Consider the following 16,866-nt stretch of genomic DNA (forward strand, 5'->3'; position numbering starts at 1 on the left):
TCTCCTCCACGTCCATCCGGTTCACAGATAGGCAAGGTCCAGCCCCGCGTCGAGGGGCAGCCCCTTGACAGGTTGCCTCAGGCTTTCACGAATTCGATCTTGCGGCGCAGGAACTGGATCGCCTTGTTCGACACCCGCGCCGGATCGCCGGTCGTCAGGAAGGCGGCTTCAGTCCCATCCCCCAGCTTGTCGGGATGGCGGGTCAGATAGTCGGCAAGGCTTTCTGCTACAAGATTGGCCTGGCTGTAGACCGCAACCCCCTCCCCAAGCGCATCCTGAAAGACGTCTTCCATCAGCGGGTAATGGGTGCAGCCCAATATCGCCGCCTCGGGCTTCGGCATCCGCCGCTGCAGCGCCTCCACATGGCTGCGGACAAGCGCTTCGGCCAGAATCATGTCGCCATCCTCGATCGCATCGACCACGCCGCCGCAGGGTTGTGCCTCCACATCGACACCGATGGCGCGGAAGGCCAGTTCACGCTGGAACGCGCGGCTGCTGACCGTCGCGGGCGTCGCGAACAGCGCCACATGTTTCACGGCCACTTCGCGCGGCGGGGAATTGTCGCCCCATTGGCGTTCGGTCAGCGCCTCTATCAGCGGCACGAACACGCCCAGAACCCGTTTGTCCGCTGGAACCCAGGCCTCCTGCATCCGGCGCAGGGCTGCGGCGCTTGCGGTGTTGCAGGCCAGAATCACCAGATCGCAGCCCGCATCGAACAGGCGCTGCACGCCCGCTGTCGTCAGCTCATACACGTCATCGGCGTCGCGCACCCCATAGGGGGCATGGGCGTTGTCGCCGTAATAGACAAAGGGCACGTCCGGCAGGCGTTTGGCAACGGCATCCAGCACCGTCAACCCGCCCAAGCCGCTGTCAAAGATCCCGACCGCCATTTCGCTTGTGCTTTTCCTCGAATTCGAACCCGATTTCCTTCGGGTTGATGGGTGTTGGCGACAATTCGTAGGTCGATTGCCGCAGGAAGTCCATCATCGCCCGCGTATCACCCGCGAAACGGTCCAGCTCCGCCCGTGGGATCGGTTCGCCGATGACCACGCGCACCGGTGCATTCACCCGTTTGCGGAATTCCTTGATCAGAAGCCCCATGCGCAGGGTGTTGTGCAGATGGCTGGCCAGTTGGAACAGACGGCTGGTGTGGCCGTCGAAGAAGATCGGCACCACACTGGCCTCTGATTTGGTGATCATCCGCGCGGTGAAGCCACGCCAGTAAGGGTCCATGGGCCGCCCGAAGGGCTTATGCGCCGTTGACACCGTGCCACCCGGAAAAATCCCGATCGCCCCACCTTCAGACAGGTAGCGCAGCGCGGTCTTGCGGGTCTGGATATTCAGCGCCACCGCCTCTTTCGTCTCGTCGAAGGAAATCGGCAAGATGACCTTGTCCAGATCCTCGGCCTTGCGAAAGATCCGATGCGCCAGAATGCGGAAATCCCCGCGCGCGACCGACAGGATATGCCCCAGCATCAGCCCGTCGAGAATGCCATAGGGATGGTTCGCGATGGCGATGACCGGCCCCTCTCGCGGGATATTGTCCAGACTGCCGCCCACAACCTCCAGCGTCAGCCCGTAGCGATCCACCATCACCTGCCAGAAATCGCGGCCCGCCGCGACCTCGGTCTCATAGCCATGGGCCTGTTTGATCAGCTTCAGCCGCCCGGTGGTGTTCTCCATCGCGCGGATCATGACCCGGCCGCCCTTGGTCCGGGCCGAATGCGCGTAAGAGATCTCGCGCGCGATCTGCCTGTCTTGTTTGGAATGTCGCTTGCGTGCCATGGTCCTGATACACACCGCTGCCGTTGCTTTTGGATACGCCCCTTGGGCGATTCCCGCTAGCGAAAGCACGTCACAGTTTCATGACATCCCGCGCCGCGCCCATCCCCAGAGGCACAAAAGCTCCATCGCCACATGCGCCCCCGCCACGGCGGTGATCTGGGCCGTGTCGAAGGGCGGAGACACCTCCACCACATCGCCCCCCACTAGGTTGATCCCGGCAATGTCGCGCAGGATGATCGCCGCCTGTGCCGAGGTCAGCCCGCCCCAGACCGGCGTACCGGTGCCCGGCGCATAGGCCGGATCGAGGCAGTCGATATCGAAGCTGAGATAGACCGGCGCATCGCCCACGATCTCCTTGATCCGCGCGGCGATGGCTTGCGGGCCCTGTTCGTGGACTGCCCGCGCATCGAGGATCTCGATGCCCAGATTATCCTCCACCACCGTGCGGATGCCCACATGAACGGAGCGGCTGACATCCACCAACCCCTCCTTCACCGCCTTATAGGCAAAGGTCCCGTGATCGACGCGGGCGGGGTCATCATCAGGCCAGGTGTCGGTATGGGCATCAAACTGCAACAGGGCCACGGCCCCGTGTTTCTTCACATGGGCGCGCAGCAACGGCAGGGTGATCGAGTGATCGCCCCCAAGCGTCACCATTGCCGCGCCTTGGTTCAGGATATCGTCGGCATGGGCCTCCAGCACGCCCGGAAACGCGCCCGGATTGGCATAGTCGAAGGCCAGATCGCCATAATCGGCAATCGCCAGATCGCTCATCGGGTCATATCCACCCCAGCCATAGGGCGGATCGTAGACCTGCAGCGCGCTCGCCTCGCGGATGGCGCGGGGGCCAAGCCGGGTGCCGGGCCGGTTCGTCACTGCCTGATCGAAAGGAACCCCCGTCACCGCCACATCGACGCCGGTCAGGTCCTTGGTATAGCGCCGCCTGAGGAAGCTCACCGCACCGCCAAACGTGTTCTCGAAGGCGCGGCCCTTCAGCTCGGCCCGCGTGAATGCCCCGTCGATATCCTTCTTCGCGTCTTCCAGCGCCATAGCCGGCCCTTTCCCGTTTTGCATCCAGCCCCATGCAAATCCTCTCCGGCGGAAAAAGGCAATGCCGCCTTGCATCCAACCGTCCCGCGCTACATCAAGGGATCAGTCCCGCCGACAGGAGCCCAGACATGCCCGACAGCCCGCTTCGACAGCAGTTTCTCGAAGGCATGAGCCGCGCCGCAGCCTCGGTCAGCGTGGTCACCACCGACGGGCCTGCGGGTCGCCACGGGATTACCGTCAGCGCCATGACCTCGGTCAGCGCCGATGGCGAGGCCCCCACCATGCTGGTCTGCCTGAATGCGGCGTCATCCGCGCTGCCGCCGCTGCTGGCCAACGGCTGCTTCTGCATCAATGTGCTTCGGATCGACCAGCAGGCGATTTCCGATACGTTCTCGGGCCGCCTTGCCGCACCCGATGGCGACCGGTTCAACGCCGCGCCCTTCACCCCCGGACCCACGGGCGCGCCGATGATGGACACGGCCCTTGTCAGCTTCGATTGCCAATTGGTGTCGGCCGAGAAAATCGGCACCCATCACATCTGCATCGGCGCGGTGCGTGAAGTGCGTGTGGCCCCCGATGGATCGCCGCTACTGTACGGGATGCGCAGCTATCTGAGGGCTGAAAAGCACTGAGACCGGTCAGCCGAGCGGCTGCGCCTTTTCCACCAGCCGTGCGAAAAAACTCGCCCCGTAAGGTGCGGCCTCGTCGTTGAAATTGAAGCGCGGATGGTGCAGCCCTGCGGCCTCCCCCTGCCCAAGGAACAGGTAAGCGCCGGGCCGCTCTTCCAGCATGTAGCTGAAATCCTCGGCCCCCATCTCGCGCCACTGGGCGCCGTCGACGGCGTCCTTGCCCGCGATCTCCTCGGCCACGCCCACGGCAAACTCCGTCTTCGCCGGATCGTTCACCGTCGCCGGGTAGCTGCGCTTGTAGTCGAGCTTCGCTTCCACCCCGAAGCTCGCCCCCTGCCCGGCCACGATCTCGCCCATGCGCGCCTCCACCATGTTCCGCACATCCGGGTCGAAGCTGCGCACCGTGCCGCCCAGATAGGCGGTGTCGGGGATGATGTTTTCCGCCGTGCCGGTGTGGATCATGGTGACCGACACCACCAGATCCTGCAGCGCGTAGTGGTTGCGCGCCACGATGCTTTGCAGCGCCTGCGCGATGTGGACGGCGGCAATCACCGGATCGACGCAGTCATGCGGATAGGCCCCGTGCCCGCCCTTGCCCTTGATATGCACGTCGAAGCTGTCGACGGCAGCCATGATTGGCCCGGGCGTGGTCTGGAAATGGCCCACGGGCAGCGCTGGCGTGGTGTGGATCGCGTAGACCTCATTGATCCCGAAGCGCGCCATGATCCCCTCGCGGCACATGATATCCGCCCCGCCGCCATCTTCCTCGGCAGGCTGGAAGATCAGCGCCACGCGCCCCCGGAAGTTGCGGGTTTCGCTGAGATATTTCGCGGCCCCCAGAAGCATCGTGGTATGCCCATCGTGGCCGCAGGCATGCATCACGCCCTTGTTTTCAGACGCATAATCGAGCCCCGTCTCCTCCTCGATCGGCAGCGCATCCATGTCGGCGCGCAGCCCGATGGTCGGCCCGTCCCCCTGCCCCTCGATGATCGCCACCACCCCCGATTCGGCGATGCCCGTGTGGATCTCGGTGATCCCGAATTCCCTCAGCCGCTCGACCACGAAGGCGGCGGTCTCGTGGCAGGCGAATCCAAGTTCCGGATGGGCGTGCAGATGGCGGCGCCAGGCGGTCATCTCGTCTGCGAATCCGGCGATGCGATTGAGGACGGGCATGGGTGGACTCTCCGGGGCTCATGGGTGTTATTCGGGGTCACCCTGACCGAAAACCGGAGGCCCGGCAATGGATGACGCGCTGATCAACGACCCCAAGGGCGGCATGCCCCGTCTGCTGGAGATCATGCGGCGGTTACGCGATCCGGAGACCGGCTGTCCCTGGGATATCGAGCAGGATTTCGCCACCATCGCGCCTTACACGATCGAAGAGGCCTATGAGGTCGCAGACGCCATCGAGCGCGAGGCCTGGGACGAGTTGAAAGGCGAGTTGGGCGACCTTCTGTTCCAATCTGTCTTTCACGCGCAAATGGCTGAAGAGAAAGGGTTATTTTCCTTTCAGGAGGTGGCCGACACGATGTCGGACAAGATGGTTGCCCGCCATCCACATGTGTTTGGCGACCAGTCGCGGGAGAAATCGGCGGAGCAGCAGACGCAGGATTGGGAAACGATCAAGGCCGCAGAACGGGCGGCGAAGGCGCGGGGCGGTGTGCTGGATGATGTGGCCATCGGACTGCCGGCCCTGATGCGCGCGGAAAAGCTGCAAAAGCGTGCCGCGCGGGTGGGGTTCGACTGGCCGAATATCGGGCAAGTGGTTGACAAGATTGCAGAAGAAGCGCGCGAACTGGCGGAGGCACGGGAGGCACTGCCGCAGGAGAAGATTGCCGAGGAAATGGGCGATCTGCTCTTTGTCATGGCCAATCTGGCGCGGCATCTGAAGGTCGATCCGGAGACCGCCCTGCGCGATGCAAACGCAAAATTCGTGCGGCGCTTTCACTTCATCGAACGGGAGCTGGAGGCGCGGGGGAAGCAGCCCTCGGAGAGCGATCTGGAGGAGATGGACGGTCTGTGGAACGCGGCGAAGGCGGCGGGGCTTTAGGGCCAAAACGACCCGTCGCCATGCGTGCACCCCCCGTACACCCCCTGTACACCCCCCGTGCAGACCAAACCCCTATTTCCGGGGTAACCTGATCGGGCGTGAAACCTTGCCACTTGCGCGGGGAAGAGGTTTCGAAACCTCTTTGAAAGGGCCTTCGAAGGCCCTTCCCCCGCGCGTGAGGAGAGCGGTGCGCACTGGGCCGGACGGGACGCGTATGTCTGGGGGAAGGACTCGGACCACGAAGACGACTCAGGTCTTGAGACGTCTCAGCGTGGTTTCCATCGCATCGAGGAAGCGGCTGCGGTCAGTCTTTGAGAACGGCTTCTGACCGCCGATCCCCTGACCATCGAGACCGGCGCGCAGGTCGGCCATAATGGCGCGGGTGGCGATCTGGCTGCCGATGCTGTCCATGGTGAAGGCGCGGCCTTTGGGGTCCATCACCTCGGCCCCGGCCTTGAGGCAGCGTTCGGCCAGCAGGATATCGGCGGTGATCACCAGATGGCCGGGGCCAGCCGTTTCAGCGATCGCATCGTCGGCGGCATCGAACCCGTCCGAGACGGTGAACTGCTTGATCAGCGGATGATCCGGCAGGCGCAGGCCCTGATTGGCGATGAAGACGATCACCTCGCCATGGCGAAGCGCCACGCGAATGGCCTCCTGCTTGACCGGACAGGCATCGGCGTCGACGAGGATCATTCCGCGGCCAGCGCCCGGAGCGCATCGGCGAGCAGCGTCGCCTCGCTGCCGAGCCCAAGGAAATTGACACCGCGCGCCACCGCGTCGGCCCGCGCCTGAGTCGAGCCAAGGATAATGCCCGCGGCCTTGCCTACGGCGCGAATGCGCGGGATGGCGTCTGCGATGGCCGCCTGCACATCGGGGTGGCCGGGATCGTCGCGGTGGCCCATGTCGGCGGCCAGATCAGCGGGGCCGATGAAGATCCCGTCGACCCCGTCGACAGCGGCAATCCGGTCGAGATCGGCCAGCGCGGCGCGGCTTTCGGCCTGAACCAGAATGCAGATCTCGTCATTGGCATTGGTGGTGTAGTCGGCAATGGCGTTGAAGCCGGTCGCGCGGGCCACGAGCGCGCCCTGCCCGCGCACGCCCTGAGGCGGGTAGCGGCAGGCGCGGACCACGGCTTCGGCCTCCTCGGCGCTGTCAATCATGGGCACCAGCAGCGTCTGCACCCCCAGATCGAGCGCCTGTTTGATCACCCAGTCCTCGGCCACCGGCACCCGGACCACGGCCTGCGCGGGGGTTGCGGCAAGCGCCATGAGCTGCGCGCGGATCACGGTCGGATCCCATGGACCATGCTCTCCGTCTATGAGGCACCAGTCGAAACCGCTATTGCCCGCAAGTTCCGCCACCAGCGGCGATCCGAGATTCAGCCAGATGCCCTTGCAGAGCCGACCGGCGGCGAGTTCCGATTTCAGGCTGTTACGTGGGGCGGGCATTGGGGCCTCTTGCGTTGGTCCGTTTGGCTGTTCGACGCGAACCTGTAGGAAAGCCACCCGATTTGAAAGCCGATTTCAGCCGGTTTGCCTTTTCTGACAGAAAAAATCGGTTGGCAGGCTGAAAGGGTCCATTTCGGCCCTTTTCAATTCGCGGAACCCGACATAACCTGCCGTCACAAGAATAATTTGTCCAATAGGGAGACAATCATGAAGAAGCTTCTGCTGGCCTCTGCGGCCACCGCAGTTCTTGCTGGTGCGGCTGCTGCCGACGAAATCAGCATCGGTGTTATCCTCGGCTTCACCGGCCCCATCGAATCGCTGACCCCCAACATGGCGGCTGGCGCGGAACTGGCGATGGCCGAAGTGAACGCCGCGGGCGGCATCATGGATGGCAGCACCTTCGTTTCGGTGCGTGCGGACTCCACCTGTATCGACTCTGCTGCCGCGCAGGCCGCCGCCGAACGTCTGATCACCGCCGATGGCGTGTCGGGCATCGTGGGCGCCGACTGTTCCGGTGTGACCACCTCGATCCTGTCGAACGTGGCCCTGCCCAATGGCATGGTGATGATTTCGCCCTCCGCCACCTCCCCGGCGCTGTCTGCCGTGGAAGATAACGGGCTGTTCTTCCGCACCGCCCCCTCTGACGCGCGTCAGGGTGTGGTGATGGCACAGGTGCTGATGGATCGCGGCATCGACGAGGTCGCCGTGACCTATACCAACAACGACTATGGCCTGGGCCTGGCGGACAGCTTCGCCGCTGCCTTTGCCGAAGCCGGTGGCACCGTGACGCTTGTGGCGGCGCATGAAGATGGCCGTGCGGACTATGCCGCTGAAGTCGGCTCGCTGGCGTCCGCCGGCGGGGCCGCTCTGGTCGTGGCGGGTTATGTGGACCAGGGTGGGTCCGGCATCATCCAGGCGGCGCTCGATTCCGGCGCGTTTGACACCTTCGTCTTCCCCGACGGGATGGTCAGCCAGGCGCTGGTCGACAATTTCGGGTCCGACATCGATGGGTCGTTCGGTCAGCATCCGGGCACCGATTCCGATGGCGCGGCGATCTTCCAGGGCATGGCCTCCGAGGCTGGCTTTGACGGCACCTCGCCCTTTGCCGCGGAATCCTATGATGCGGCTGCGCTGATGATGATGGCGATGGCGGCGGCAGGCTCTTCTGCGCCTGGCGACTATGCCGGTCACATCATGGATATCGCCAATGCACCGGGTGAAGTCATCCAGCCGGGCGAACTGGCCCGCGCGCTGGAAATCATCGCCGCTGGCGGCGACGTGGACTATGAAGGCGCCACTGCGGTGGAGCTGATCGGCCCCGGTGAATCGGCAGGCAACTACCGCGAGATCGAGATCCAGGGCGGTGAGATCGTCACCGCACAGTATCGCTGATCCGATCGCGATTGCATGACACAGGACAGCCCGGTCATCGCCGGGCTGTTCGTTTAAGACATTGGGGAAAGTGAGCCTTCACGCATGATCACCGTTCATGACCTGCACAAGCATTTCGGCGGCTTCCATGCCGTGGATGGCGCCAGCCTGTCCATCGCACCGGGCTCGATCACCGGGCTGATTGGCCCCAATGGCGCAGGGAAGACCACGCTCTTCAACGTGATCGCGGGGGTTCTTGCGCCCACATCGGGGCGGGTGGAGATGGATGGTGAGGATATCACTGGCCTCGCCCCACATGAGCTCTTTCACAAGGGGCTCTTGCGCACCTTCCAGATCGCGCATGAATTCAGCTCGATGACATGCCGGGAAAACCTGATGATGGTGCCGGGCGGGCAGTCGGGCGAGAGCCTGTGGAACACCTGGTTCGGCCGCAAGCGGATTGCCGACGAGGAACGCGCGCTGCGGGCCAAGGCCGACGAAGTGCTTGAATTCCTGACGATTTCCCATATCGCCGACCTGCGGGCGGGCGAAGTTTCCGGCGGGCAGAAGAAGCTGCTGGAATTGGGCCGCACGATGATGGTCGATGCCAAGATCGTCTTTCTGGACGAGGTCGGCGCGGGCGTGAACCGGACGCTGCTTTACACCATCGCGGACGCCATCAAGCGGCTGAACACCGAACGCGGCTATACTTTCGTCGTGATCGAACACGACATGGATTTCATCGACAAGATCTGTGACCCGGTCATCTGTATGGCCGAGGGCAAGGTTCTGGCGGAAGGGACGCTCGATGAAATCAAGGCCAATGAACAGGTGATCGAGGCTTACCTGGGCACGGGTCTGAAGAATAAGGACAAGGTGGAGGCATGACCGGAAACCCCTATCAGGACGATCGCGGCAACAAGGACCGCTCGATTGGCAACCCCGACGGGATCGGCACCATGACCCCGGCGGAGGGGCTTGGCTCCAGGACCGCGCCTGCCGCAGGGCAGCCGTTCCTCATCGGTGAGAAGATGACCGGCGGCTATGGCAAGGGCGCGGATATTCTGCACGACTGCACCATTGCCGTCGAAAAAGGTGAGATCGCCGTCATAGTCGGCCCCAACGGGGCAGGCAAATCGACCGGGATGAAGGCTGTCTTCGGGATGCTGAACCTGCGCCAAGGCCGGGTGGTGCTGGATGGCGAGGATATCACCAAGCTGACACCGCAGGCCCGCGTGGCCAAGGGGATGGGCTTCGTGCCCCAGACCTCGAACATCTTCACCTCGATGACGGTCGAGGAAAACCTTGAAATGGGCGCCTTCATCCGCACCGACGATTATCGGGGCACCATGGAGCAGGTCTATGAGCTGTTCCCGATCCTGAAGGAAAAGCGTCTGCAACCGGCGGGCGAGCTTTCCGGCGGTCAGCGTCAGCAGGTCGCTGTGGGCCGGGCGCTGATGACGAAGCCAAAGCTTCTGATGCTGGATGAACCGACGGCGGGCGTGTCCCCCATCGTCATGGACGAACTTTTCGACCGGATTATCGAGGTCGCGCGCACCGGGATTTCCATTCTGATGGTGGAACAAAACGCCCGGCAAGCGCTTGAAATTGCAGATAAAGGCTATGTGCTCGTGCAGGGCCGGAACGCTTATACAGATACCGGCAAGGCGCTTTTGGCCGACCCGGAGGTTCGCAAGTCTTTCCTAGGAGGTTGATTATGAAACACATTCTGACAACGGCCGCTCTGGCCACCCTGATGGCCGCCCCGGCCATGGCGCAGGACCGCACCTATGAGTGCACGATGAACGAGGCCTGCCGACAGAATGGCGGCGGCTGCGTGGCGGAAAACATCCCCTACAACTTCACGCTCAACGCCACCACCGGCGTGGGCGAGATGGAGCAGCGCGAGGGCAATTTCTTCGACGGCACCGTCTATGAAAGCGATGGTGCGATGCATTTCTTCTTTGCCAATTCGGCCGGTGTCGAACTGGGCACCATCACCGATGCGGGCCGGATCATCTATACCGGCAACATGGCGCTTGGCGACAGTCTGATCCATTACCGGCTGAACGGCACCTGCACCGAAACCACCGCCAGCGCGGGTGGCGACGGCAAGTGACACGGGTCGGGGGCATCATCGGGGGGCTGGCGCTGGCAACGGCGCTGCCCGTCGCCGCAGCGGCGCAGACGGGCAGTTATTACTGCCTGTTCAGCACGCGCTGTGACACCGAGGACTGCACCCCCGACACCTTCACGGTCGAGATTGCCCTGGCCGATCATGGCAACGGGCTGTGGCTGATCTATGAAGGGCGGCACCGTTCGGTCGACGATGCCACGCCCTCTGACACGCCGATGGCGATGTTCATCTCGCCCGGCTACGAGGACAACCTGACGCTGACGATCTACCCCACTGGCGAGGCGCTGCATGTCTACCAAGACTATCAGCCCGGCCAGGGCCCGCGTCAGCAGACCGCTTACGGACAATGTGAGGTTCAATAGATGACGTTCCGCCCGGGCCTTGCCGCCCTGATTTTCCTGATCCCCCTGCCCGCCACGGCGCAGCATGTCGCCATCGAGCGCGTCTGCAACATGGCGGTGATCTGCATCGAATCGAACCCGTGCCAGGACTGGGGGCAGGAAATCAGCATCACCGAGCAGGAGGACGGCAGTTGGCGGGTTCTGTGGGAGGAAGATCTGCCCTCCAACTATGAACTGGCCGCCGATATCCTCGCACCGGAAGGATCGCTGGAACCCACCCGCCTGCGCAGCCTGATCTTCGCCAATCACGAAACGCAGGCGGTGCAGATGGTCAGCATCGCCGATAGCGGCCATGTGGTCGTGACCCTGCACCAGCCGCAGGCGCGGCCCCGGTCCGTCACCGGCTTTGGCCTGTGCGAAGATGTGGACAGCGCGGAGGCGGATGAGTGAGGCAACTGCCGCTCATAGCCCTGTGCCTTCTGGCGCCCCCTGCCATGGCCGAGACCGGCTATAGCTGTGTCTTTACCGTGGCCTGCGAGGCTGCGGGCGGCTGTGAACCCGCTGCGATCGAAATCGAAATCGGGATGGGCGAAGACGGCATCCTGGCCTTTCTGGAGACCGATGCCGCCCCCCTGCCCGCCCTGAGCCTGTCGGACGCGGACAGCTTTCCGTTTACAATCGCCACCACCGCGCCCGGCGCGGAGAGCGACCTGATCACCATCCATGCCGATGGCACTGCCCTGCGCAGTCGGCACCCGGCCAATCCCGGCAGCCTCGCCATCACCTATTTCGGCATCTGCGAGGAGACATGACTTGGACTTCCTGAACGCCATTGTCGTCCTGGCCAATTTCGTCATCGTACCAGCCACCGCCTATGGCGCGCAGCTGGCGCTTGGCGCGCTTGGCGTGACGCTTATCTACGGGATCCTTCGGTTCTCGAACTTCGCCCATGGCGATACGATGGCCTTCGGGGCCATGGTGACTATCCTCGTGACATGGGCGCTGCAGGCGGCGGGCATCACGCTCGGGCCATTGCCCACGGCGCTGCTGGCCCTGCCCATTGGCATCGCAGCGACGGCCCTGTTGCTGATCGGGACCGACAAGGTGGTCTACAAGTTCTACCGGCAGCAGAAGGCCAAGCCGGTGATCTATGTGATTGCCTCGCTCGGGGTCATGTTCATCATGAACGGGCTGGTGCGCTTCATCATCGGCGTCGATGACCAGCGATTTGCCGATGGCGAGCGGTTCATCATTTCAGCCCGGACCTTCCGAGAGATGACCGGGCTGGACGAGGGGCTTGCCATTCGCACCAGTCAGGGGATCACGCTGGTGGTCGCGCTGATCTGCGTGGTGGCGCTGTTCTGGTTCCTGGGCAAGACCCGCACCGGCAAATCCATGCGCGCCTTTTCCGACAACGAGGATCTGGCGCTGCTGTCGGGCATCAACCCCGAAAAGGTGGTGCTGGTCACATGGATCATCGTCGCCGCTCTGGCGACCACGGCGGGGGTGCTTTACGGGCTCGACAAGAGCTTCAAGCCCTTCACCTATTTCCAGCTGCTGCTGCCCATCTTCGCCTCGGCCATCGTCGGCGGGCTGGGCAACCCGCTTGGCGCGATTGCGGGCGGCTTCCTGATTGCCTTTTCCGAGATCACCGTGACCTATGCCTTCCGCCGGGTGGTCAACCACCTGCTGCCGGAGGAATGGGGACCTGAGGGGCTGCTGCAATTGCTGTCCACCGACTACAAATTCGCCGTCAGCTTCGCGATCCTTCTGATCGTGCTGCTGTTCAAGCCCACGGGTCTCTTCAGGGGGAAATCGGTATGACGCAGATCAACACCAAGAACCTGATGCTGTTCGGCCTGGTGGCGCTGCTGTTCATCGTCACCGGCTTCATGCAGTCGTGGAACACCACGCTGACGATCCTCAACATGGGGCTGATTTCGGCCATCATGGCGCTTGGGGTGAATATGCAATGGGGCTACGCGGGGCTGTTCAACGTCGGTATCCTCGGCTTCACGGCGCTTGGCGGGCTGGCGGCGGTGCTGGTGTCCATGCCCCCGGTGCCAGAGGCCTGGGCGGCGGGCGGGCCGCGCATCCTGCTGGCGCTGGCTGCCGGGGCCGGGTCGATCGTTGCCGCCGTCATGATCTACAAGAAGATGCCAGCGGGGCTGTTGCGCGTCGTGGTGATGCTGGCGGTTCTGATCGCGGGCTTCATGCTGTACCGCGCCATTTTCGACCCGGCGCGTGACGCCATCGAGGCGGTCGATCCGGCGCTGACCGGCTATCTGGGCGGGCTTGGCCTGCCGGTGATCCTGGCCTGGCCCGTGGGCGGACTGTTCGCGGCGGGCGCGGCCTGGATCGTTGGAAAGACCGCGCTTGGGTTGCGCTCGGATTACCTGGCGATTGCGACGCTCGGGATTGCGGAGATCATCCTGGCGGTCCTGAAGAACGAGGACTGGCTGGGGCGCGGCGTGAAGAACGTGACCGGCCTGCCCCGGCCGGTGCCCTACGAGGTCGAATTGCAGGCTGCCGATTGGTTCCTGTCGCTGACGGAGCGCTTCGGGGCCGATCCGGTGACCGCGTCATCCGTGGTGGTGAAGCTGAGCTATGCGGGGCTGTTTGCCGCCGTGCTGCTGCTGCTGATCTGGATGTCGGAAATGGCGCTGAAATCGCCCTGGGGACGGATGATGCGCGCGATCCGCGACAATGAAGTGTCGTCCGAGGCCATGGGCAAGGATGTGACCAAGCGGCATCTGCAGATCTTCATTCTGGGCTCCGCCGTCTGCGGCGTGGCGGGTGCAATGATGACCACGCTGGATGGACAGCTGGTGCCCGGAACCTACAATCCGCTGCGCTTCACCTTCCTGATCTGGGTGATGGTGATCGTCGGCGGGTCGGGCAACAACTGGGGTGCGGTTCTGGGCGGCTTCCTGATCTGGTGGCTGTGGATCATGGTGGAACCGATCGGGCTGTGGATGATGCAGACGATCACCATGGGCATGGCCGAGGATAGCGGGCTGCGTCAGCACCTGATCGACTCGGCGGCGCATATGCGGCTTCTGACCATGGGTCTGTTCCTGCTGCTGATGCTGCGCTTCAACCCGAGAGGTCTGATTCCCGAACGCTGAGGCCGGGCGGTGGAAGGGCCTTCGAGGGCCCTTTCAAGGCGCTTCGAAGCGCCTTCCCCGCGCCTGTGGTCAGGGCAGATTCAGCCAATCGGGCACACCGCCCGGCAGATGCGGACGGAAATAGACGATGGCGCGGCCCTCTGCCGGGGACTTGGACGCCTCGGCCCAGGGCGCGACCCCGTGCAGGACCAGCCGGTGCAGCAGTGTCGCCTCTCCCGGCCGAGCGGGAAGCTCCACCCGCGCGCAGGTCTCGAACACCTCACGCCGCGCGGCGTGATAGGCCTGGGTCAGGTCCACGTCTGGCCACTCCGCCTCTGGATGTGCCTCAAGAGCCGTGCCAATCCGGGCGCGCATGATCTCGTGGCTGCCTTCCCAGACCACCAGCGGAGACGCCCCTGCCCCGCAGTCAGTCACTGGCAGGCCGAGGATCCATGCATGGGGCTCCTTCAGCATCCGGCAGCGGTCCGGCCCCACCGGCAACAGCCCGTCCAGATGCGCCGCATCGCGGGTCCTGCGATAGCGGTGATTGGCGTCGCTTTCGCCTGCATCCTGCCGCGGGTAGCCGGGATAGGTGACAGAAACCTGCCCCTTGTCCAAAGGCAATGGCCCGGACACGGCCTCTGCCGCGCTGAGCGCCGCGCCACCGAGAGGCCCTCCCCCGGCCACGGCCCCCTTGCCGTCATTGTCCAGAACGTTGACCCCGGCAAACCACGTACCGCCATGGCGCAGCCAGTTGGCCCGATGGCCCGGATCGCGGGCAGTTTCCAGTGCGGCAGGCCCCGCGGTGTCCAGCCAGTCGAGCACCTCCGGGTCCGGCCCGAAGACCTGATATCCGGCGGTCAGCCAGCTCAAAACCCGAGCGCCTTTCGCAGCATGTTCACCGCCATGATAATGATGAACACCGCAAAGACCCGCTTCAGCGGCTTGGGGTCCATCGCATGGGCCAGTTTTACCCCCCAGGGCGTGGTGATCATCGTCATCGCCACGATCACCACGAAGGCAATCAGGTTGACCTGACCGACCGTGTAGGGCGGACGCCCCTCGGTGCCGCCTCCGACGAAGAGGAATCCGAGGACGGAGGGCACCGCGATGATCACGCCGAAGCCCGCCGCCGTCGCCACCGCCCGGTGAATCGGTCGGCCATAGAGCGTCATCAGCGGCACACCGAAACTGCCCCCGCCGATCCCCATCAGGACCGACAGGAAGCCAAGCGCAGGCGAGACCACGGCCCTTGCCGCCCCGCCCGGCATCTCGTCGCCAAGCCGCCAATCGGGTTTGCCGAACGCCAGGTAGAGCCCCACGCAAAGCCCCAGAACCCCGAAGATGCCCATCAGCACCTCGTTCCTGAGACCGGACGCCGCCGCGACCCCAAGCGCCGCGCCGATGGCGATCCCCGGACCCCAGCTTTTCAGGATCTCCCAATCCACGGCGCCCTTGCGATTATGGGCCAGAACCGAGCGCACCGAGGTTACCACGATGGTCGCCAGCGAGGTCGCCAGACAGATCTGCATCAGCTCCGGCGTGTCATAGCCGAGCGAGGAGAAGGCGAAGAAGAAGGCCGGAACAAGAACGATGCCGCCACCCACGCCGAGCAGCCCCGCCACGATGCCCGCGAAGCCCCCGATGAGCAGGATCAGTCCCAGAAGCGGCAAGTATTGGGTGAAATCGGCCATGGCGTGTCCTCTCGCGGTTCGGCGCGACTTAAGCAGAGCGGAACGGGAATGGAAAGCGGGCTCAGGCGGCGAACTGGCTGACGGCGTCGAGCGCGGCTCGGACCACCTCCGGCCCCGCCCCGTCGCGATGCGCCCGTTCCGACAGGATGCGCTTCCAGTGGCGGGCACCGGGACGGCCTGCAAAGAGCCCCAGCATATGCCGGGTGATCTGGTTGAGCCGCCCGCCCGCTGCCAGATGCGCCTCGATATAGGGCAGCATCTCTTCCGCGACCTGATGGGCGGTCTTGGGCAATGTGCGGGCGCCAAAAATCCGCTGATCGGCCTCAAGCAGCATATCGGCCGGCGTGTGATAGGCGGCGCGGCCGATCATGACCCCGTCCATCCCGGCAGCCAGATGTGCCTCAGCCTCGTCCAGCGTGGTGACGCCGCCATTGATCGACAGGTGCAGATGCGGGAACTCCGCCTTCATCCGGTGCACCAGCGGATAATCGAGCGGCGGGATATCGCGGTTTTCCTTGGGGCTGAGCCCCTGCAACCAGGCCTTTCGCGCGTGGATCGTGAAGCGGGTGACACCGGCCTCGGACACGACGCGCAGGAAGTCCGGCAGCACCTGCTCCGGCACCTGTTCATCCACCCCGATCCGGCATTTCACCGTGACCTCCACCGGGCTGGCCGCGATCATCGCCGCCACGCAATCGGCCACCAGCGCGGGCTGTTCCATGAGAATGGCCCCGAAGCTGCCGGACTGCACCCGGTCCGAGGGACAGCCGACATTCAGGTTGACCTCGTCATAGCCGTAATCGCCTGCGATCCGCGTGGCCTCGGCCAGTTGCGCCGGATCAGATCCGCCAAGCTGCACCGCGACGGGATGTTCCGGCGCGCTGAACCCCAACAACCGCTCCCGGTCCCCATGGATCACCGCAGGGGCCGTGACCATCTCGGTATAGAGCAGCGCGTGGGACGACATCAGCCGGTGGAAATACCGGCAATGGCGATCCGTCCAGTCCATCATCGGCGCGACGGATAATTTCGCTGCCTCGATGGCGGCTTTGCTGGGCATTCTGGGTTCTCCCATGATCCACGATCCGGTTTTCGGGACCATCTCGCACACATACTGCACAGGAATTGGAGCAGTCCAGCCCCCCGAGAGCAAAGACATGCGAACGTCGGTGATTGGGTGAGAACGTGATTGGAGTGGCCTGCCTTATCGCAAGGCCGTGTTGAGAAAAGGCATCCACGCGCGGGCAACAG

The 16,866-nt window shown here is 64.1% G+C and carries 20 protein-coding genes; 11 read left to right on the forward strand and 9 right to left on the reverse strand.

Going from position 1 to position 16,866, the window contains the following annotated elements:
* Positions 1–77: 77 nt before the first annotated feature.
* The 3 genes from EP237_RS05035 to speB form a co-directional block, all read right to left on the reverse strand.
* Positions 78–890 carry a glutamate racemase gene (locus EP237_RS05035; RefSeq protein ID WP_127558750.1) on the reverse strand — a complete coding sequence of 271 codons (813 nt, stop codon included), beginning with the start codon at positions 888–890 and terminating at the stop codon, positions 78–80.
* Positions 871–1,785 (reverse strand): lysophospholipid acyltransferase family protein, encoded by a 915-nt coding sequence (locus EP237_RS05040; protein ID WP_127558752.1) that lies wholly within the window; start codon positions 1,783–1,785, stop codon positions 871–873. The genes EP237_RS05035 and EP237_RS05040 overlap by 20 nt, the downstream gene beginning before the upstream one ends.
* Before the next feature lie 78 nt (positions 1,786–1,863).
* Positions 1,864–2,835, reverse strand: a complete 972-nt coding sequence (gene speB, locus EP237_RS05045) for an agmatinase (protein ID WP_127558754.1) — start codon at positions 2,833–2,835, stop codon at positions 1,864–1,866.
* Positions 2,836–2,963: 128 nt separating this feature from the next.
* On the opposite strand from speB, the gene EP237_RS05050 reads away from it, so the two are divergent.
* The gene (locus EP237_RS05050; protein ID WP_164744619.1) at positions 2,964–3,467 is read left to right on the forward strand and encodes a flavin reductase family protein; all 504 of its coding nucleotides are present in this window, start codon (positions 2,964–2,966) and stop codon (positions 3,465–3,467) included.
* Between the two features lie 6 nt (positions 3,468–3,473).
* Here the strand turns inward: EP237_RS05050 and EP237_RS05055 are convergent, their stop codons facing one another.
* Positions 3,474–4,637 (reverse strand): M20 aminoacylase family protein, encoded by a 1,164-nt coding sequence (locus tag EP237_RS05055; protein WP_127558758.1) that lies wholly within the window; start codon positions 4,635–4,637, stop codon positions 3,474–3,476.
* 67 nt (positions 4,638–4,704) lie between these two features.
* Here EP237_RS05055 and mazG point away from each other — a divergent pair, with 67 nt between their 5' ends.
* Positions 4,705–5,514 (forward strand): nucleoside triphosphate pyrophosphohydrolase, encoded by an 810-nt coding sequence (gene mazG, locus EP237_RS05060; RefSeq protein WP_127558760.1) that lies wholly within the window; start codon positions 4,705–4,707, stop codon positions 5,512–5,514.
* 249 nt (positions 5,515–5,763) lie between these two features.
* On the opposite strand, the gene EP237_RS05065 is transcribed toward mazG, so the two are convergent.
* Both EP237_RS05065 and EP237_RS05070 read right to left on the reverse strand, forming a co-directional pair.
* Positions 5,764–6,210: a YaiI/YqxD family protein gene (locus tag EP237_RS05065; protein ID WP_127558762.1), complete on the reverse strand. Its 447-nt coding sequence runs from the start codon at positions 6,208–6,210 to the stop codon at positions 5,764–5,766.
* Positions 6,207–6,965 carry an HpcH/HpaI aldolase family protein gene (locus EP237_RS05070; RefSeq protein WP_127558764.1) on the reverse strand — a complete coding sequence of 253 codons (759 nt, stop codon included), beginning with the start codon at positions 6,963–6,965 and terminating at the stop codon, positions 6,207–6,209. Before EP237_RS05070 ends, EP237_RS05065 begins: the two co-directional genes overlap by 4 nt.
* A 207-nt stretch (positions 6,966–7,172) precedes the next feature.
* Between EP237_RS05070 and EP237_RS05075 the strand changes: the two genes are divergently transcribed.
* The 9 genes from EP237_RS05075 (at position 7,173) to EP237_RS05115 (ending at position 13,942) form a co-directional block, all read left to right on the forward strand.
* Positions 7,173–8,357: an ABC transporter substrate-binding protein gene (locus EP237_RS05075; protein WP_127558766.1), complete on the forward strand. Its 1,185-nt coding sequence runs from the start codon at positions 7,173–7,175 to the stop codon at positions 8,355–8,357.
* Positions 8,358–8,441: 84 nt separating this feature from the next.
* Positions 8,442–9,224, forward strand: a complete 783-nt coding sequence (locus EP237_RS05080) for an ABC transporter ATP-binding protein (RefSeq protein ID WP_127558768.1) — start codon at positions 8,442–8,444, stop codon at positions 9,222–9,224.
* Positions 9,221–10,051, forward strand: a complete 831-nt coding sequence (locus tag EP237_RS05085) for an ABC transporter ATP-binding protein (RefSeq protein ID WP_127558770.1) — start codon at positions 9,221–9,223, stop codon at positions 10,049–10,051. The genes EP237_RS05080 and EP237_RS05085 overlap by 4 nt, the downstream gene beginning before the upstream one ends.
* Positions 10,052–10,053: 2 nt before the next feature.
* Positions 10,054–10,455, forward strand: coding sequence for a hypothetical protein (locus EP237_RS05090; protein WP_127558772.1), 402 nt, complete (start codon positions 10,054–10,056; stop codon positions 10,453–10,455).
* Positions 10,452–10,835, forward strand: coding sequence for a hypothetical protein (locus tag EP237_RS05095; RefSeq protein ID WP_127558774.1), 384 nt, complete (start codon positions 10,452–10,454; stop codon positions 10,833–10,835). Before EP237_RS05090 ends, EP237_RS05095 begins: the two co-directional genes overlap by 4 nt.
* Positions 10,836–11,264 carry a hypothetical protein gene (locus EP237_RS05100; protein WP_127558776.1) on the forward strand — a complete coding sequence of 143 codons (429 nt, stop codon included), beginning with the start codon at positions 10,836–10,838 and terminating at the stop codon, positions 11,262–11,264. It begins immediately after the preceding gene.
* Complete coding sequence (locus EP237_RS05105; protein WP_127558778.1) at positions 11,261–11,626, forward strand: hypothetical protein; 366 nt, start codon at positions 11,261–11,263, stop codon at positions 11,624–11,626. The genes EP237_RS05100 and EP237_RS05105 overlap by 4 nt, the downstream gene beginning before the upstream one ends.
* A gap of 1 nt (position 11,627) precedes the next feature.
* A complete protein-coding gene (locus EP237_RS05110) occupies positions 11,628–12,638 on the forward strand; it encodes a branched-chain amino acid ABC transporter permease (protein WP_127558780.1) in 1,011 nt (336 codons plus the stop codon).
* The gene (locus tag EP237_RS05115; protein ID WP_127558782.1) at positions 12,635–13,942 is read left to right on the forward strand and encodes a branched-chain amino acid ABC transporter permease; all 1,308 of its coding nucleotides are present in this window, start codon (positions 12,635–12,637) and stop codon (positions 13,940–13,942) included. Before EP237_RS05110 ends, EP237_RS05115 begins: the two co-directional genes overlap by 4 nt.
* Positions 13,943–14,011: 69 nt before the next feature.
* Here the strand turns inward: EP237_RS05115 and EP237_RS05120 are convergent, their stop codons facing one another.
* From EP237_RS05120 to dusA, 3 genes are all read right to left on the reverse strand, one after another.
* Positions 14,012–14,794: a hypothetical protein gene (locus tag EP237_RS05120; RefSeq protein WP_127558784.1), complete on the reverse strand. Its 783-nt coding sequence runs from the start codon at positions 14,792–14,794 to the stop codon at positions 14,012–14,014.
* Entirely contained in the window at positions 14,791–15,615 is an 825-nt protein-coding gene (locus EP237_RS05125; RefSeq protein WP_127558786.1) for a sulfite exporter TauE/SafE family protein, read from the reverse strand. The genes EP237_RS05120 and EP237_RS05125 overlap by 4 nt, the downstream gene beginning before the upstream one ends.
* Positions 15,616–15,676: 61 nt before the next feature.
* Positions 15,677–16,675 (reverse strand): tRNA dihydrouridine(20/20a) synthase DusA, encoded by a 999-nt coding sequence (gene dusA, locus EP237_RS05130; protein WP_127558788.1) that lies wholly within the window; start codon positions 16,673–16,675, stop codon positions 15,677–15,679.
* Positions 16,676–16,866: the final 191 nt, after the last annotated feature.

Source organism: Nioella ostreopsis (assembly GCF_004000255.1).
Lineage (GTDB): Bacteria > Pseudomonadota > Alphaproteobacteria > Rhodobacterales > Rhodobacteraceae > Nioella > Nioella ostreopsis.

Bases quoted from the DNA above. Each gene is read 5' to 3' on its own strand.
- EP237_RS05035 (WP_127558750.1), bottom strand. From the start codon at position 890: ATGGCGGTCGGGATCTTTGACAGCGGCTTGGGCGGGTTGACGGTGCTG.
- EP237_RS05040 (WP_127558752.1), bottom strand. From the start codon at position 1,785: ATGGCACGCAAGCGACATTCCAAACAAGACAGGCAGATCGCGCGCGAG.
- speB (WP_127558754.1), bottom strand. From the start codon at position 2,835: ATGGCGCTGGAAGACGCGAAGAAGGATATCGACGGGGCATTCACGCGG.
- EP237_RS05050 (WP_164744619.1), top strand. From the start codon at position 2,964: ATGCCCGACAGCCCGCTTCGACAGCAGTTTCTCGAAGGCATGAGCCGC.
- EP237_RS05055 (WP_127558758.1), bottom strand. From the start codon at position 4,637: ATGCCCGTCCTCAATCGCATCGCCGGATTCGCAGACGAGATGACCGCC.
- mazG (WP_127558760.1), top strand. From the start codon at position 4,705: ATGGATGACGCGCTGATCAACGACCCCAAGGGCGGCATGCCCCGTCTG.
- EP237_RS05065 (WP_127558762.1), bottom strand. From the start codon at position 6,210: ATGATCCTCGTCGACGCCGATGCCTGTCCGGTCAAGCAGGAGGCCATT.
- EP237_RS05070 (WP_127558764.1), bottom strand. From the start codon at position 6,965: ATGCCCGCCCCACGTAACAGCCTGAAATCGGAACTCGCCGCCGGTCGG.
- EP237_RS05075 (WP_127558766.1), top strand. From the start codon at position 7,173: ATGAAGAAGCTTCTGCTGGCCTCTGCGGCCACCGCAGTTCTTGCTGGT.
- EP237_RS05080 (WP_127558768.1), top strand. From the start codon at position 8,442: ATGATCACCGTTCATGACCTGCACAAGCATTTCGGCGGCTTCCATGCC.
- EP237_RS05085 (WP_127558770.1), top strand. From the start codon at position 9,221: ATGACCGGAAACCCCTATCAGGACGATCGCGGCAACAAGGACCGCTCG.
- EP237_RS05090 (WP_127558772.1), top strand. From the start codon at position 10,054: ATGAAACACATTCTGACAACGGCCGCTCTGGCCACCCTGATGGCCGCC.
- EP237_RS05100 (WP_127558776.1), top strand. From the start codon at position 10,836: ATGACGTTCCGCCCGGGCCTTGCCGCCCTGATTTTCCTGATCCCCCTG.
- EP237_RS05115 (WP_127558782.1), top strand. From the start codon at position 12,635: ATGACGCAGATCAACACCAAGAACCTGATGCTGTTCGGCCTGGTGGCG.
- EP237_RS05125 (WP_127558786.1), bottom strand. From the start codon at position 15,615: ATGGCCGATTTCACCCAATACTTGCCGCTTCTGGGACTGATCCTGCTC.
- dusA (WP_127558788.1), bottom strand. From the start codon at position 16,675: ATGCCCAGCAAAGCCGCCATCGAGGCAGCGAAATTATCCGTCGCGCCG.